At 68.0% G+C, this 16,223-nt stretch carries 18 protein-coding genes; 1 reads left to right on the forward strand and 17 read right to left on the reverse strand.

All coding sequences use genetic code 11. The features are described from left to right. From AM586_RS03285 to coxB, 3 genes are read right to left on the reverse strand one after another with little or no spacing between them, the layout of a single operon-like run. The gene (locus tag AM586_RS03285; RefSeq protein ID WP_109370417.1) at positions 1-657 is read right to left on the reverse strand and encodes a cytochrome c oxidase subunit 3; all 657 of its coding nucleotides are present in this window, start codon (positions 655-657) and stop codon (positions 1-3) included. Further along, a complete protein-coding gene (gene ctaD / locus AM586_RS03290; RefSeq protein ID WP_082439619.1) occupies positions 654-2,609 on the reverse strand; it encodes a cytochrome c oxidase subunit I in 1,956 nt (651 codons plus the stop codon). The genes AM586_RS03285 and ctaD overlap by 4 nt, the downstream gene beginning before the upstream one ends. After that, positions 2,606-3,592 (reverse strand): cytochrome c oxidase subunit II, encoded by a 987-nt coding sequence (coxB, locus tag AM586_RS03295; protein WP_197416452.1) that lies wholly within the window; start codon positions 3,590-3,592, stop codon positions 2,606-2,608. The genes ctaD and coxB overlap by 4 nt, the downstream gene beginning before the upstream one ends. 21 nt (positions 3,593-3,613) lie before the next feature. Between coxB and AM586_RS27965 the strand changes: the two genes are divergently transcribed. Continuing rightward, a complete protein-coding gene (locus AM586_RS27965) occupies positions 3,614-3,769 on the forward strand; it encodes a hypothetical protein (protein ID WP_156328218.1) in 156 nt (51 codons plus the stop codon). Between the two features lie 323 nt (positions 3,770-4,092). Here the strand turns inward: AM586_RS27965 and AM586_RS03305 are convergent, their stop codons facing one another. From AM586_RS03305 to AM586_RS03370, 14 genes are all read right to left on the reverse strand, one after another. Next, positions 4,093-4,905, reverse strand: coding sequence for a sensor histidine kinase KdpD (locus AM586_RS03305; RefSeq protein WP_047825336.1), 813 nt, complete (start codon positions 4,903-4,905; stop codon positions 4,093-4,095). 38 nt (positions 4,906-4,943) lie between these two features. Then, a complete protein-coding gene (locus AM586_RS03310; protein WP_197416453.1) occupies positions 4,944-5,546 on the reverse strand; it encodes a lytic transglycosylase domain-containing protein in 603 nt (200 codons plus the stop codon). 108 nt (positions 5,547-5,654) lie between these two features. Then, the gene (locus AM586_RS03315; protein WP_047825338.1) at positions 5,655-6,323 is read right to left on the reverse strand and encodes a response regulator transcription factor; all 669 of its coding nucleotides are present in this window, start codon (positions 6,321-6,323) and stop codon (positions 5,655-5,657) included. Between the two features lie 14 nt (positions 6,324-6,337). Further along, positions 6,338-6,859, reverse strand: a complete 522-nt coding sequence (locus AM586_RS03320) for a hypothetical protein (protein WP_047825339.1) — start codon at positions 6,857-6,859, stop codon at positions 6,338-6,340. Further along, positions 6,859-7,245, reverse strand: a complete 387-nt coding sequence (locus tag AM586_RS03325) for a type II secretion system protein (RefSeq protein ID WP_307164502.1) — start codon at positions 7,243-7,245, stop codon at positions 6,859-6,861. Before AM586_RS03325 ends, AM586_RS03320 begins: the two co-directional genes overlap by 1 nt. A gap of 5 nt (positions 7,246-7,250) precedes the next feature. Continuing rightward, positions 7,251-7,721, reverse strand: a complete 471-nt coding sequence (locus AM586_RS03330) for a type II secretion system protein (RefSeq protein WP_047825341.1) — start codon at positions 7,719-7,721, stop codon at positions 7,251-7,253. Next, positions 7,718-10,030, reverse strand: coding sequence for a cohesin domain-containing protein (locus AM586_RS03335; RefSeq protein WP_047825342.1), 2,313 nt, complete (start codon positions 10,028-10,030; stop codon positions 7,718-7,720). The genes AM586_RS03330 and AM586_RS03335 overlap by 4 nt, the downstream gene beginning before the upstream one ends. A gap of 10 nt (positions 10,031-10,040) precedes the next feature. After that, the gene (locus tag AM586_RS27970) at positions 10,041-10,622 is read right to left on the reverse strand and encodes a hypothetical protein (RefSeq protein ID WP_060566907.1); all 582 of its coding nucleotides are present in this window, start codon (positions 10,620-10,622) and stop codon (positions 10,041-10,043) included. Next, positions 10,619-11,206 carry a hypothetical protein gene (locus AM586_RS03345; RefSeq protein ID WP_060566909.1) on the reverse strand — a complete coding sequence of 196 codons (588 nt, stop codon included), beginning with the start codon at positions 11,204-11,206 and terminating at the stop codon, positions 10,619-10,621. Before AM586_RS03345 ends, AM586_RS27970 begins: the two co-directional genes overlap by 4 nt. Further along, entirely contained in the window at positions 11,203-11,745 is a 543-nt protein-coding gene (locus AM586_RS03350; protein ID WP_052234026.1) for a hypothetical protein, read from the reverse strand. The genes AM586_RS03345 and AM586_RS03350 overlap by 4 nt, the downstream gene beginning before the upstream one ends. Beyond that, positions 11,742-12,551, reverse strand: coding sequence for a hypothetical protein (locus tag AM586_RS03355; RefSeq protein ID WP_156328235.1), 810 nt, complete (start codon positions 12,549-12,551; stop codon positions 11,742-11,744). The genes AM586_RS03350 and AM586_RS03355 overlap by 4 nt, the downstream gene beginning before the upstream one ends. Further along, positions 12,529-14,208: a GspE/PulE family protein gene (locus AM586_RS03360; protein WP_047825766.1), complete on the reverse strand. Its 1,680-nt coding sequence runs from the start codon at positions 14,206-14,208 to the stop codon at positions 12,529-12,531. The genes AM586_RS03355 and AM586_RS03360 overlap by 23 nt, the downstream gene beginning before the upstream one ends. Further along, the gene (locus AM586_RS03365) at positions 14,205-15,395 is read right to left on the reverse strand and encodes a type II secretion system F family protein (RefSeq protein WP_047825765.1); all 1,191 of its coding nucleotides are present in this window, start codon (positions 15,393-15,395) and stop codon (positions 14,205-14,207) included. Before AM586_RS03365 ends, AM586_RS03360 begins: the two co-directional genes overlap by 4 nt. 156 nt (positions 15,396-15,551) lie before the next feature. After that, positions 15,552-16,214: an SCO family protein gene (locus AM586_RS03370; RefSeq protein WP_082439620.1), complete on the reverse strand. Its 663-nt coding sequence runs from the start codon at positions 16,212-16,214 to the stop codon at positions 15,552-15,554. Positions 16,215-16,223 lie beyond the last annotated feature (9 nt).

The raw sequence follows: 16,223 nt of genomic DNA on the forward strand, positions 1-16,223 counted from the left end.
TCAGTATCGCGCTCCGAAATAGACAACGGCATAGATCGGCAGCCAGCTCAATACAACGAAGTACCAGTAGGCCGCGTTCTCGCTCACGTCCACATAGCGCTTGCCCTCCATCGGCCCGGTGAAGGTCAGGGTCGTCAGCACCGCGGAATCGTAGGCGTCGGTGATCAGGTGCGTAGTGTGCAGGCCCATCAGCATCCAGACCACGGAACCGTAGGCGTTGCTGTCCCAGCGCGTGTTCAGCGTCGTGAATTCCAGCGCGCGCACGCCCAGGAACACGAAGGAGAACACCAGGCAGACCACCAGCCACAGCCTCACTTTCTGCAGGTCGAGCCGTTCGGCGGCCTGCTTGGCGAAGTGGTTCGGAATCGCGCTGGCCAGCATCACCGCGGTGTTGATATTGCCCCAGATGAGATCCGGCGGGAATGTCGACATCGGCCAGGTCGCGGCGTGGCTGCGCAGGTAGAAATAGCTCATGATGGTGAGGGCGAACACCGTCCCCTCGATCAGCATCAGGCCCATGGTGCCCCACCACATCGGGCTGCGGTGGCCGAAGGCGAAGGTCGGCAGGGTCGAGATGTCGAGCACGCGGCCTTCCTCGACCAGGCGGCCGTCCGTATGCGGGTCGCGCGGCTCCTGGCCGCTGACCTGCGGGCTCATGGCAACAGCTCCGAATCGACGCGCTCGCCGACGATGTCGCGCTTCGGCCAGAACCAGGCCGTCGTCGCGATCGCCACGGGAACTGCCGCCCACACCACGGCCCAGGGCGTGAAGATCGAACCGACGAACAGGATGGTGGTCGCCACCGCCGCCAGGAAGGGCCAGTAGGTGGAACTCGGCAGCCACAGGCGGTGATCGACCCTGGCGTCGGCCACGGAGGTGACCAGGACTTCGCGGTAATCGTTCGCCAGGCCGGTCACGTGCAGCGGCTCGCGCGGCGCCTGCCACAGCGGGTAGCGGCCATGCACGACCGGCACCAGCTTGAAGTTCGCCATCGGCGGCGGCGAGGGCACGCTCCATTCCAGCGTGCCGGCGCCCCAGGGGTCGCTCGGCGCAAGCGCCCCGTAGCGGCGGCTGTGCAGCACGTTGATGATGAACAGCAGCACACTGAGTGCGATGACGGCGCCGCCCGCGGTCGCCAGCAGATTCAGCTGGCCCCATCCCATCTCCTCGGGATAGGTGTAGACCCGGCGCGGCATCCCCTGCAGTCCGAGCACGTGCATCGGGAAGAAGGCGACGTTGAAGCCGATGAAGAACAGCCAGAAGTTCCAGCGGCCCAGGCGCTCGCTCAGCATGCGGCCGGTGAACTTCGGGAACCAGTAATAGAAGGCGCCGAACAGCGGAAACACGGCGCCGCCCAGCAGCACGTAATGCAGGTGGGCGACCACGAAGTAGGTATCGTGCAGCTGGTAGTCGAGCGAGACCGAGGCCAGCATCAGGCCGGTCAGGCCGCCCAGCAGCAGGATCGCGAAGAAGGCCAGCACGAACAGCAGCGGCGTCTTGAAGTTGATGCGCCCCAGCCAGAGCGTCGCGATCCAGCAGAAGATCTGGACCGAGGTCGGGATCGCGATCATCAGGCTGGCCGCGGTAAAGAAGGTCTTGCCCAGCTCAGGCAGGTTGGTCGCGAACATATGGTGGACCCACAGGCCGAAGGCGAGGAAGGCGGTGCCGATCAGGGCCAGCACCATCGCCGGGTAGCCGACCACCGGCCGGCGCGAGAAGGTGGCGATGATGCTGGAGATGAAGCCGAGCGGCGGAATGAAGATCAGGTAGACCTCGGGGTGGCCGAAGAACCAGAACAGGTGCTGCCACAGCAGCGCGTCGCCGCCCTTGTCCGGATTGTAGAAATGGGTGCCGACCAGGCGGTCCGTGATCAGGGCGGTACTGGACAGCATCACGGCTGGCATCGCGAACAGGATCATGAAGGACGTTACCAGCACGGTCCAGACGAACAGCGGCATGCGGTTGAGCGTCATGCCCGGGGCGCGCATCTTGAGGATGGTGGTGATCAGGACGATCGCCTCCATCAGGCCCGACAGCTCGGTGAAGGTGATCATCTGGGCCCAGAAATCGACACGCTTGCCGGGCGAGTACTGCGGGCCGGACAGCGGCACGTAGGCGAACCAGCCGGCATCCGGCCCGATGTCGAGGAAGAAGGCGACGTACAGCATGATCCCGCCCATCGTGAAGATCCACCAGGCGAAGGCGTTCATGCGCGGGAAGGCCAGGCTGCGCGCGCCGATCATCAGCGGCACCAGGTAGCTCGCGACCGCCTGCATCACCGGCACCGCGAACAGGAACATCATGGTCGAGCCGTGCATCGTGAAGACCTGGTTGTACAGGTCGGCGCCGAGCAGCTTGCCGTCCGGCCGGGCCAACTGCAGGCGGATCGCCAGCGCCAGCAGGCCGCCGAGCAGGAAGAAGATGAAGGTGGTGACCATGAAGCGCCTGGCGATGGTCTTGTGGTTGATCGCCGAGAACCAGCCGATGATGCCGGGCGGATCGCTCCAGGTCTGTTCGAGGGCCTGCGCGGCGCCCGGCGGCAGGCCGGGGCCCGCAGGGTCGGGCCAGGTCCCCAGGGCCGGCCGGTCGGTATCGCCGCGGAGGGTCATTTCAGGGTCTCCAGGTAAGCCAGCAGGGCTTGCAGGTCGTCGGGGGGCAGCTTATTGGCCGGCATGTTCACGCCCGGCTTGAGCGATTGCGGATCGGCGATCCAGCCGCCCAGGTGCCCGCGGTTGTTCGGGAACATGCCGGCGGCGATGGTGCGGCGGCTCGCCAGGTGGCTCAGGTCGGGGCCGAGGCGCGCGTTGGCGGCGGTGCCGGCGATCGTGTGGCACCTCGCGCAGGACCTCGAGAGGAAGACCTCGCGGCCGCGCTGTGCGAGCGCGTCGGCGGGCGCCGCGGCCGGCTGGCGCTGGCCGGCGGCCCAGGCCTCGTAGCGCTCGTTCGGCTCGGCCTCCACCAGCAGCGCCATCATCGCGTGCTCCAGGCCGCAGAACTCGGCGCACTGGCCGCGGTAGCTGCCGGCACGATCGGCGCGCAGGCGCAGGGTCGCGGTGCGGCCCGGGATCAGGTCCTTCTTGCCCTGCAGGTTAGGAATCCACAGGCTGTGGATCACGTCCTCGCTGCGCAGGGTCACCACCACCGGCCGCCCGACCGGGATGTGCAGCTCGTTCGCGGTGGAGAACTCGCGGGCAGGGTCGGGGTCGCGGTAGCGCGCCTCCCACCACCACATGTGGCCGACCAGTTCGATGTTGACGGCGTCCCGCAGCGGCATGCGCGCCAGCGCGCGGCTGGTCAGCACGTCGCCGACCAGCAGCGCCACCAGGCCGACGGTCGCCGCGGCGGTCGCCCATTTGATGGTGCGCCAGGTGCGCCGTTCGGGCTGGGTCAGCGACCTCAGGTCCGGCGCCGTGCCCGCCTCCGCACGCGGCGCGCGCCACAGCGCGAACAGGCAGGCGCCCAGCACCAGCACGAACACCAGCGTGCACAGGCCCAGGGTCAGGTTCCACAGACTGCCGATGTGGTCGGCCTGGACGCCCGCCGTATGCAGCGCGTCCTGCAGGGGTTGGGGATCGAAGAAGGCCGCGCTCATCTGCACTGCTCCGCCGCAGGGATGGCTTTCCGGACCGGCTCGGCCGCCTGCAGCGTGTCGCTGCGCCTGGGCGCGACCGAACCAATCGATTGCGCGCTCATCGACCGCATGCGCGCCACCAGCATCAGCGCCGGCCCCATATTGCCGCGGCCCGCCGCGTGGCGGCCGTCGTCCTGATGTTGTCCAGCGGGCTGAAACGGGCTTTCGCATGATCCCGGGCCGCCATCGGCCATTCCCCGTCCTTGCTCGGCTTGGCCTGCGCCTGCTTTCCTCCTGTGATGTCAGCCGCCAGCACGGCGTGCATCAACAGACGCCGAATCCGCATAGCCCTCCCCTTTTTGAGGCATATTTATTGATATATTCGTAACATAACGCCTTTCCCGTCGCGCTGACGCACGAATGACGGATCAGCGGATTCGCACGCTGTCGCAGAGCAGCGCGTCGTACTGCTCGGTCTTATTCGTGAAGTAATTGTTAAATCAGGCGCGGCTGTAAGGCATTCAAGCCAGCGGCAGCTCGAGCACGAAGCTGCCGCATCGCGTGCCGGTGCTGTATGCGGCAAGCGTGCCGCCATGACTCTCGGTGAGCTCGCGCACCGCTTTTAGCCCGACGCCGATCGCGAACGGCTCGAAGGCAGGCCCGGGCAAAGCGGGCGCCGTGCCGGTCCCGCGGTCCGAGACGGTACAACGCAGCATCGCGCCCCGGGTTTCCACCCACACGCGGATCGTGCCGCCCTCCGGCGTGGCTTTCGAGGCGTTGTTGATGAGATAGGCAACGACTTGCACCAGTTGGGTAAAGTTCCCATCGACTACCTGGCCACGGGCTGGCGCCGCGACGACGATGCGATGCGCACGCGCCGCGATCCGCGGCGTGACCTGCTCGACGGCTGCGCGCAGCACATCGTCGAACAGCAAGTTGCGCACATTCGGACCAGGCCGGGCGCGATCGGCGATGCGCGCAAGCAAATCTTCCGCCGACATGCCAACGCAGTCTTCCGGGACCTCCAGCACATGCTCCAGTCCCAGGAGCGGTATGGCGCGATCCGCATGGCCGCCGCGCGGCGTCCTGAGCCCGATGACGGCCGCGCCCACGGATTGCGCGCTGGCCATCGCCGTAGCCAGCTCGGACAGAGTCACCGTTTCCAGGCCAATCAGGAGGACCTGCGGCGCCTCGCCCGACCCCGGCGGCATCTCGCCGCCAGGGCCGAGCGGCAGCACCCGTACGCCGGCTCCTGCCGCCAGCATCGCGGCGGCCCGGGCTCCCACCTTGTAAACGACCACCTCAACGTCGGCGGGCGGCCTTGACGCTTGCATGACTGCTCCTGTTGGAATGAATGGTGAATAGCGGCCAGCTAGCGGTCCGACGGCGTCTCGGCGCCTGCCGTCTCCTGCGCGCTGCGGTTGCGCCGGTAGCGAGACTGCACCTGCTCGACATACCGTATCGTCTCCTTGAAGGGCGGTATCTTCCTGCCGTATTTGAGCAGCGCTTTCTCGCCCGCGTTGTAGGCCGCAAGGACGATATCGAGCTGGTTGTCGTATTTGTCGAGCAGATATCTGAGGTAGCGTGCGCCGCCGTTGATGTTTTGTACCGGATCGAAGACGTCCGCGGCGCCGAAATCCCTCGCGGTGTCCGGCATCAGCTGCATCAAACCGGCGGCGCCTCGCGGCGAGAGCGCCTGCACCCTGTATCCGGATTCAACGGCGATGATTGCATGCAGGAGCGCGCCATCGAGCCCGAATGCCCGCGCGGCCGCATCGATCGTGCCGTCGAAGCGCGAACGCTTCCCTGCGGCGCCCGGCTGCCGGTCCGGTGGCAGCGCCGGCACAGGACGCTCGGCCACCAGTACCTCGGCCGCCTGGTTCTGCGGCCTGGAATTGGTGAGCACGATGACCTTGTCGCTTCCAACGTAGGTGTAGACGTCGGCGTTCGCGGCCGGCACTGCGCCGGCGAGCACGTACGCTGCGACAAAACTCCCATATCGTCCCATGAACCCGGCTCCCGCGTCGATACGCCAGACTATACGCAGGGTGCTGCATTGCCGGAATCGGGGAAAGCCTGTATTTCAGTGGTCGCCGAATGTGTGGCCGAGCAGCCCCTGGTCGATCGCGAAGGCCGTCAGCGCCGAAGCGTTATGCATGTTCAGCTTCTGCATCAGGTTCGACCGGTGCTTTTCGACCGTCTTGACGCTGAGGGTGAAGTAGTCGGCGATGTACTTGTTGGTGTGGCCTTCCGCGATCAGCTTGAGGACCTGGCGCTCGCGGTGGGTCAGCTCACCGAGCGGCGTCGGCGTCGCTTCCCGCCCCGCGTTCAGGTAGCGCTGTATCACTTCGCCGGAGACGTCGGGACTCAGGTAGGTCTTCCCCGACAGCACGCTGCGGATCGCCACCTGGAGTTCTTCGTGTGTCGCATCCTTCAGCAGGTAGCCGTCGGCGCCGGCGCGCAGGCTCGAATGGATGTACTCGTCCGCCCGGTGGATGGTGACGATGATGATCCGGATGCGCGGGTAGCGCTTCTTGATATCGATGACGGCTTCGATGCCGCTCATGCCGGGCATCGAGATATCCATCAGGATCAGGTCTGGCGTCAGGGTTCGCAGCGCCGCGATCGCATCGTGCGCATTTCCGAGGTCGCCCACCACTTCCAGGTTCGGATCCATCGAGATCAGGGAGCGCATCCCCGCGCGCAGCAGCGCATGGTTCTCGACGATCAGAATCTTTCCGGTCTTTTCCATGTGATCTCCCGTTCTTATGGCCTTGCGGGTTGCGGCGGCAATGCGGTGTAGCGTCCCGGCGAAAACACGAATACCCATTCCGCGTAGGTGCGCGCGCCGGCGAAGGCACGGTCGGCGAGCGCGAAATTGTTCTGCTTGAGCGGTTCGCCCGGAGCACGGCTGTACACGCCCATGATCTCCCCGGCAGCGGTTTTCACGAGACCCCAATCATCCTTTCCCGTCATCGGATCGCGGTAGACTTCCCGCAGGTGCCGGACCGTGTTCGGCTGGCGCGGATCACGCAACAGGTCCGCCAGCGACATGGGAAACTTCGGCGCCTGCGGCGGCGCATGTTCGTAGTAATGGACGATCGCGTTTCGGATCTGGTGCCCTGCAAACAGCAACTGCTTCTCGCGCTCGCGCTGCGCACTATCATGCCACCCATCCGTGAACTTGGCCAGAGCGAGCCCGGTCCCGGCGATCATCATCATGACGAGCAGGTAGGCGAATCCGCCGTGCCGGACGGTGGGCTTGCCTGGTCTGCGCATGTTTGCCATTACCAGTCTCCGTAGGCACTGCCGTCGAGCGCCTTGCCGACCGCGCCGCTGTGCAGGTCGGCAACGCCACCCTTCTCCGGCGTATCCGGCGGCACCACTACCCAGGTGTCGCTCTTTCCTGTCAGCGGATCCACCGGAACCGCGCGCAGATAATGACCGCTGACCAGCGTGTCCAGCGATTCCGGATACACGCCGCGATCCTCGTAATACTTGTCGAGCACGTGGCGCAAGGAGGCCAGGTTAGCGCGCAGCACCTGCTCGCGCGACAAATCGAGGCTGTGGAAGTAGCGCGGGATTCCGATCGTCAGCAGCAGTGCGATGATGCTCAGCACGACCAGCAGCTCGACCAGTGTGAATCCGTACGCGCGGCCCCTGGAGGGTTTCACGCTCGTCACCATAGCCGGTAGGGCACGCCATTGATGCCCGTCGCTTCGCTGCGCGAATGCACATCGAATACGTCATCGCCTTCGCGCGGCTCGTCGGCGCTGCTCGCATACGCCCGTTTCGCCCAGGTCGCATCGTTGTCGAGGGCGGGATCGGTCGCCATCGGGTCGCGCGGAATACTGCGCAGGAAGTACAGACGCGCCTTGCCGTTCGGGTCGGACGCATCGCGCTCGCCTTCCACGAGGACCGCCAGGCTGGGAGGATAGCCGGAACTGCGTGCCGGACGGACGATCCGTCCTTCCTCGACCGCCCGGTGGTACGCGTCGATCGCTTCGCGCAGGCCGACCAGGGTGCGCCGCAGTTCCGTCTCGCGCTCGCGCTTGACCGCGAGTTCCGCCATCGGGAAGGCGACGCTCGCCAGCAGCCCGACGATCGCCAGGGTGACGACCATTTCGATCAGGGTGAAGCCGCGGCTCATAGCGAAGTCTCCAGGGTCAGCGGCGCGCTCGCGTTGACCGGGACGGCCTGGCCGCCGGCGTCCGTGCCGGCCGGGCTGCCGGCCTTGATCTGGGTCTGCGGCGCGGCGGAGATGACCTCGAACGTAGCGCTGACGACACTGCCGGCGCCACTGGAGCCTGCGGGTCCCTGATTGGCGAGGGCGATCGCGATCTGCCCGTTACCCGCTCCCAGGTTCTTCGTGAACTGCGACGGCGTGCCGCCCTGGCTGACGAAGTTCCCTTCGCTCACGTCCACCGGACGCAGGACCGCCGGATCGTACTCCAGGGTCAGGGCGAGCGATTTGAGCGCCTGCGCGCTCTGGGCATTCAGGGTGACGCTGAGCTTTTCTCCCACCTTGGCCTGGCTCGGGCCCTGCCAGGTCAGGACCACCGGCTGTCCAGAGGGCACGGCCGGCGCCGGCGGCGCCGAGGGCTGGCCGGCAACCAGCGCGGTATGCGGCCCGGGGCGCGCCCCGCCGGTCGTCGACGTGCTGACCTGGCCGAACGAGCGCGCCATCAGGCTGCCGTTGCGCGGCGTGGCCTCCGTGCCGGCCCAGAACTCGGCGTTGCGGGCGTCCGCGCTGCGCCTGCTGCCGACCACGTGCGGAGTGATCGACAGCACGATCTCGGTCTTGCGCCTGTCGTTCTTCCGGCTGGAGAACAAGGCCCCGAGCACCGGCAGGCTCCCCAGGCCAGGAACCCGGCTTGCGCTGTCGCGGTCCTCGTCGTTGATGAGGCCTGCGAGGATCTGCGTCTCGCCGTCCTTCAGGCGCAATACGGTGGTCGCGTTGCGCGTGCCGACCTGGTAGGCGAGCGTGCCCGACACCGTGTTCTGGACCTCCTTGACGATCGAGCTCACTTCGAGATTCACCTTGATGCTGACATCGTTGTCCAGGTGGATTTCCGGCTCGACCTCCAGTTTCAGGCCGACGTCGAGATACTGCACGTTGCCGGTCACCACCGGCGTTCCGGTCGACACCGGCGTGATCGCGTTCGTGATGACGGGCACGCGGTCGCCGATCATGACCTTCGCCTTCTCATGGTTGCGCGCCCGGATCCGCGGGCTGGCCAGCAGGTTCGAATCGCCGTCCTGCCACAACATGTTCAGCGTTATCGCCGGAACCGGGCTGACGACGATGTTATCGCCATTGAGATGCCTGAAGGCCTCGACCGGCAAGCCGGCATTGAGTCCGTTGGCCTGCAGCGAGAAGTTCAGCGCAGACGGATAGTTGACGCCGATCTCGGACAGCTTCGACCTCGCGATCTCGAGCACCTCCACCTCGAGCATGACCTCGGGGTCGGCGATATCCTGGTCCTCGACCAGGCGCCCGGCCAGTTCGATCACGTCCGGGGTATCGCGCATGATGATCGAATTCGTCTTCTCATGCACGAAGATGTCCTTGGTCTTCAGCAGCGTCTTGATCATCGTGACCAGCTGCTTGGCGTCCGCGTTAACGAGGTGGAAACTGCGGATCTTCAGGTCCTGGAATTCCTTGATCTTGGCCGCGGTGTTCTGGTAGACCAGGATGGTGTTGTCGCTCAGGAGCTTCTTCTCCAGCTGGGTCTGCAACAGGATCAGGTCGACCGCGTCGGCCACCGCGATGTCCTTGACGAAGATCGAGATCTTGGTGTCGGCCTTGACCTCCTTGTCGAGCAGGACATTGATCCCGCTGGAACGGGCAAGTGCTTCGAAGACCACTTTCAGGGTCGCGTCGCGGAACTGCAGCGACACCGGGCGCCGGAACTTGGCGTTCAGGCCGGTGCCCGATGCCAGGATGTTCGCGCGCTGCTCGTCGATTTGCCGCTTCAGTGCCAGCGCGCCCGGGTGCCGCTCGTCTTCCAGCAGGATGCGGTGAAGATAGGTCTGGGCGGCGTCGAAGTCGTTGTTCTTCGACGCCGCGGCGGCCGCTTCGAGCCACCCCGCATGGCGCTGCGCGCGCTCCAGCGCGTCCAGCCCGGCGCGCGCGCCGCGGTCCATCGGTGCGATCCGCAAGGCCCTGGCATACAGTTCGCGCGCGGTCTGGTCGTGGTTGGCCGCGCGTTCGGCATCGGCGCGCTCCAGCAGCGCAGCCGTGATCTCGGCCCGCTGGCGCAGCAGGTTCGCGCGGTAGCTGGCATTGGTGGGCTCGATCGCGCTCGACTCGTCGAGCTTGCGCAAGCCTTCCTCGGGCTTGCCCGATCCGATCAGTTCCATGCCTTCGCGTTGGAGGCGCTCGGCGGCGCACCCGCCCAGCAGCAGGGCAACGGTGCTGCACAGGACGGTCAGGCGGCGGGCGGAGGAAGTCATCATGGCAAGCTGTCTAAACCGGATCGGCAATTGGAAGGGACTGGCGCAGCTGCAGCGGCAGATAGGTCATCACCAGGCCGCCCGGCGCAATCCTGTCGAGGCGGTAGGCGTGGTCGATGGTATCGCCCTGCTGGACCAGCAGCAGCTGTTCGCCGCGCAGCAGGATCACGGTCTGGCGCGGACCGTCCTGGTAGCTGCCTACATACACGAAGGGATTCGGCGGCGCCGCCGGGGCCGGCGGCGGTACGGCGGCGGCTGCGGGCGCAGGCGGCGGGGCGGCGGCGGCCACCGCCGGCGCAGGCGGCGGCGCCCACGAGGTCGCGGCAAAGGGGTCGGCCGTGCTGGCCCCCGCCGGCGCAGGCGCCGGTTCCAAGGGGGCCGGGCCTGGCCGCAGCGCGGCGGGCAGCGGCGCGGCGGCCGGAGCCCGGGCGCTCGTCGCCGGCGGCGCGATGGCGGCGACGGCATGCTTCGGGGCGGCCGGCGCGGCTTCGGAAACCTGCACGACCTGCCGTTCGGGCTGCCAGCATGCGGCCAGCAGGCTGGCGAGCGCCAGTCCGCGCAACGCAGGGCGGTGAAGACGCAGGCCGGCGATCATGGCGAAGCCCTCATGAAGTAGGCCAGCTTGACTACGGCTTCGAGCGCCGGGTCGCTGATCCTGGCGCGGCGGAACTGGACGTCGACCAGGGCCACGGCCTTTTCGCGCGCCAGCACCGCGGCGGCGAAACGCCGGACCTGCGGGTAGCTGCCATGCAGCGGCAGCGTTACCTCGTAGCGCACCACCTGGCCGTGCGCCTCCCGGGCGACCGCGTAAGCGCCGTCGTTCAGCAGGAGGCCGGCCTCTCCCGCATACTGCACCAGCTGGTCCAGCCTGTCCGGAAACTGCCTTTCGTCCGCGAGCGCGGCCTGCAGCTGGTCCAGCGGAGCCTGCGGCGCCGGCGCCGCGGCGGCCGGCGCCCTGCGCTGGGGAACGGCCAGGCGCTGCCGGGCGTCGACGATCAGCGCCAGCGAAGGTTCGATCGACAGCAAATAAATCCCGGCCCCGATCGACGCCAGCAGCACGGCCGCGGTTCCCTGCTGTCCCAACCTCGTCCGGTAGCGCTGCAGCCGCCGCCAGAGCGCACCCGGCCTGCCCGCCAGGGTGGCGAACCGCAGGCCGGCCATGGACATCGATTTGTTCATGTCCCTCGCTCCCATTTCAGTTCCATCGAAAACCGTACCGGCTGCTGGGGGTCCGCCGGGTCGACATGGTGTTCGCGCAGGTAAACCCTGGAATACGCGCCGCCTCCCTGCAGCCGCTTCAGGAATGCCAGCAGCGCTCCCATGTTGCGGGCCTCGCCGCCGAGGTTCAGTTGCCCGCGGCCCGGCAAAGGCGCCAGCGACAGCAGGCTGACGTCGGGCCCGGCGGCGCCTTCGATCGCGCCGAACAGCCGCTCCCAGGGCGTCGCCAGTTCGGCGCGCACCTGTCCGGCCAGGCGTTCTTCCGCCAGCGCGTCGGCGCCGCGCACCGGCGTCCGCCGCGGCGCCGGCGTGGCGCTGGCCGCCCGTTCGCGCTCCTGCGCGCGCTGCTGCAGATCGGCCGCGGTATCCGCCAACTGGAACGCATACAAGGCCAGGGCGCCGCAGCCGGCCAGGGCGCCGGCGAGCAGCAGCGCCGGCGCGCGAAGCCAGGACGGCATGCGGCGGCCATGATCCAGCCGGAGCGCGTGCACGCGCGTCATGCGCCCTCCCCGGCGCGCTCCGCGGCGCGCAGCTCCTGGACGCGCCAGCCCTGCATCTCCGGCATGCCGCCAGCGGCGCCGCTGGCGTCCTCGATGTAGACGGCGGCGGCTTCGCGCTGCCCGTCGTGCAGGCACTCCTCGCGGGCAAGCAGCGCCGGCAGCACGGCACGCCAACGGTGGTCGACGCGGAAGCTGCGCGCGCACATCCAGGCGCCATCCTCCCAGCGCGCCATCGACAGGAGCCCGGCATCGTGGTACAGCAGCCAGCCGGCCGGCTCCTTCAGCCTGGACAGGTGGCGGCCGACGGTATCGGCCAGCGCCGGCACCACCGAACGCAGGCGGATGCCGCGTGCGCGCAACAGCTCTCCGAGCGCCGCGAGCTGGGCCGGGTCGACGGCGCTGGCGATGCGCGCGCGTTCGCCATGCTGGCGGTCGACGCGGATATCCCACTCTGCCGTGCCGGCATCGTAGAGCTGGCCAAAGCGATGCCGCAGGAACACGGCTTCCTCCTCAACACCTGCGAGCGCCGGATTCCATGGCACCACCGCGTAACGCACCATGCTGTCGGACAGGACCACGCGGGCGCGTGCTCCCGGCGCGCGCGCCTGTCCCAGCTGTTGCAGCAGCCCGTCCAGCGCGGCCGGCCATGCGGCGCCCGCGCCGCGATCCGGGCCTTCGCATGGCGCCAGGCCAACGCTGTCGCTGCGCTGCCAGCCGCGCAAGCCCAGTCTGGCCCGGCGGCGCCGCACCATGACGGCGGCGTGGCCGATCCGGATATCCCACTCAACGAACGACAAAGGTGACACGATTGATCTCCTGCAGGGTCGTATGGCCGGCTAGGGCGATCCCGACCGCGATGTCGCGCAGCTGGCGCGTACCGTTGCGTTCCGCCGCTTCGCGGATCAGGCGCAGCGGCGCGCGGGCGACGATCAGCTCGCGGATCTCGTCGTTCAACAGCAGCAGTTCGCCGATCGCGCGGCGGCCCCTGAAGCCGGTGCCCCGGCATTCGCCGCAGCCATGTCCCGCCATGAATCGCGCGCCGGCGGCGTCGTCGATGCCGGATTCGGCCAGCAGCACGGGGTCGGGCTCCACCGGCCGGGCGCAGGCGGGGCAGTTCACACGCAGCAGGCGCTGCGCGATCACCCCGTTCAGCGCGGAGACGAAGCTGTACGGATCGACGCCCATGTGCATGAAGCGCCCGATCACGTCGAACACATTGTTGGCGTGGACGGTGGTGAACACCAGGTGCCCGGTCAGGGCCGACTGCACCGCGATCTGCGCCGTCTCGGCATCGCGGATCTCGCCCACCATGATCTTGTCCGGGTCGTGGCGGAGGATCGAGCGCAGTCCGCGCGCGAAGCTCAGGCCCTTTTTCTCGTTCACCGGGATCTGCAGCACACCGGGAAGCTGGTACTCGACCGGATCCTCGATCGTGATGATCTTGTCGAGTCCGTGGTTGATTTCCGCGATCGCGGCATACAGGGTGGTGGTCTTGCCGCTGCCGGTCGGCCCGGTCACCAGCACCATCCCGTACGGCACCCCGGACAGGCGTCGCATCATGGCGACCGCCGCGGGATCGAAGCCGAGGCTGTCGAGCCGCAGTCCGCGCATCTGGTCCGACAGGGTCTGCTTGTCGAGGATCCGCAGCACGGCGTCTTCGCCGAAGATGCTCGGCATGATGGACACCCGAAAGTCGACCTGGCGCTGGCGCACCGTGACCTTGAAGCGGCCATCCTGGGGCACGCGGCGCTCCGCGATGTCGAGTTCTGCCATGACCTTGACCCGCGACAGGATCTGCTCGGCCTGGTCGGCGCCGGCCAGGGTCGCGGCCAGCGTCAGGACGCCGTCGACACGATACTTGATCGACAGGCCGGCTTGCCCCGTTTCGAGGTGGATGTCGCTGGCGCCGATCCTGACCGCATCGTACAGGGTCGAATCGACCAGCTTGACCACCGGACTTGCATGCTCGCTGATGCGCTTGAAGCTCAGGTCGTCCGCCTCGGCGGCCGGCTGCGGAGCGGCGGCAGCCGGCACCATGCTGTCCATCGCGCGCAGGGTCTCCTCGTAGCGGCTGAGGAAGGCCTGCAGGTCGAGGCGATGCGCCAGCCGCCAGGAAAACCCTGCCGGCAGCCGCGTCTCGACCCATCCCGCGAGGCCGGCATCGAGCGGATCGGCGGTGACCGCCAGCAGCGCGCCATCGGCGTCGCGCATGGCGATGCAGCGGCGTTCGCCCGCGTCGCGAAAGCCGATCAGGTCGAACAGCGGCTGGAAGCCGGACAGCGTGGCGGCATCGACCGGCACATAGCCCAGCGTCAGCGCAAGCTGCCCAAGGAACTGCTGCGGGGGCAGCGCCGCCCGCTCTTCCAGGATTTCGATGGCGCGCCCGCGTGCCCCCTCCGCCTGGCGGCGCGCTTCGCGCAGTTCGGCGGGCGAGAACCTGGCGTCGACGGCGGGCACGCTCATTGGATATTCCCCGCCAGGTCGAAGATCGGGAGGTACATCAAGACCACGATGCCGCCGATCATGGCGCCGATGACGATCATGAGGATGGGCTCGAACAGCTTGGTGAAGCGTTCAATCCAGCGCGCCAGCTCTTCCTCGTAGAATCCGGCGATCCGCTCCATCATCTCGCCCATCTGGCCGGTACGTTCGCCGACCCGCATCATGCGCGCCGCCACGGGGGTCGTCAGACCGCAGCGCTCCATGGACAGCGAGATCGCATGTCCTTCGCCGATATGGTCAGCCGCCCTGGCCAACTGGGCGCGCATCTGCGTCTGCAGCAGCGCGCCGGCCATCGGCAGCGCGGTCGCGACCGGCAGCCCGCCGCGCAGCAGCATGCCGAGGGTGCGGTAGACCCGCGACAGGTAGAACAGCCGCAGGCGCTCGCCGAGCGCCGGCAGTTTCCACACGCGCCGCTGGCACCAGGCCCTGACGGGACCAAGGCGCGCGGCGTAGGCGGCGGCGGCGAGGCAGGCGCCGGCGGACCCGAGGATAGCCAGCCGGTTCTCGCCGAGGAACCGCCCTGCCCCCATCAGCAGGCGCGAGGCCCAGGGCAGCTCGCCGCCGATGTCGGCGTAGACCATGCTGAAGCGCGGCACCACGTACATCATCAGGAAGGTCGTCACCAGCACCCCCACGACGGCCAGGACTGCCGGATAGATCGAGGCGCCCACCAGGTGGCTCCGGAGGCGGTCGACCTGTCCCTGGTATTCGATGTAGCGGCCGAGCGCCTCTTCCAGCGCGCCGGTGCGCTCGCTGGCGCGCAAGGTGGCGACGTACAGGGGCGGGATCGCCGCGCCGCCGTGCTCGATGGCATAGGACAGCGGCCGGCCTTCGTACAGGAGCCCAACGATTCGCCGGAGCACGCGCGCCACTTCCGGCCGGCTTTCCTTGTCGGCAAGGGTCTCCAGGGCTTCGACGACGGCGAGGCCAGCCCGGAGCAGCGCCAGCAGCTCCTGGCTGAACAGGGCGAGCGGGAAGCGCGGCGCGCGGCGTCCCGGCATGGTCCGCCAGGCCGCCCTGGCCCGCAGCGACAGCAGGACCAGTCCCTGTCCCGCCACTTGCCGGAGGGCGTCGTCGCGGTCGACGGCGTCGATGTCGAGGATCGCGATATCGGCGCCGCCGCGGATCACCTTGGCGTCGAACTTCATCGCGGCACCCTGGTGCCGGCGAACGCTACGCGACGGTCTTGACGGTAAGGACGGCGATGCATGACAGGCCCGCTTTTGTGGATCGGCATGCAGCCAATGTACTAAATCACGCCGTATGCGCCCCTAGACGGCGAACCCTATTTCCGCCTACAGGATTCACCGTATTTCCCCTACTGCGACAGCGCCGGCCACGCGTACGGCCGGTGCCGCCCTCAGCTCGTCGAGGAGCTGTGCGGCGCTCGGGAAGCCCTCCAGCCGCACCCAGGCGCCGCCGTGTCCCGGGCGCACCAGCGTCACCGGAGCATGGTTCATCTTGTCGCCGCGATACAGGTCGAAGGCGCTCTGCGCGGCTGCGCTGGCATCGACGCTGCCGGTATAGAAGCGCCAGTCCGGACCGGCGCCGAACTTCCGGGCATAGGCCCGCAGCACCGCCGGGGTGTCGTTCAGGGGATCGAGCGAGATCGAGATCATGAGGACGCGCTCACCGTGCGCCAGTTTCGCCTGTACTTCGGCGAAGGTCCGGCTGGCGATCGGACAGACCGCCGAGCAGGTGGTGAACACGAAATTCAGGAGCACCGGACCGTCGAAGGCCAGTTCATCCGCCAGGGAGACCCGCTTGCCGTCGGCGCGGGTGAGCGCAATCGGCGCGGCCGCGGGGCGGTACAGGCCGGCGCTGCGCGCAAGCGCCGGCGGCGATGCCGGCGCAGCATGCGGCGCCCCCGGATGGCAGAGCGCCGCCGGCGGCATCAGCGCGGCCTGCAGCAGCACGGCAGCACCCAGCCGCCGGCCGCGGCCGGAACCTGGAAAGAACATAGTCATGACATCCTC

Origin of the sequence: Massilia sp. WG5 (genome assembly GCF_001412595.2) — a bacterium.
In the GTDB taxonomy this organism is placed as follows: Bacteria; Pseudomonadota; Gammaproteobacteria; order Burkholderiales; family Burkholderiaceae_D; genus Telluria.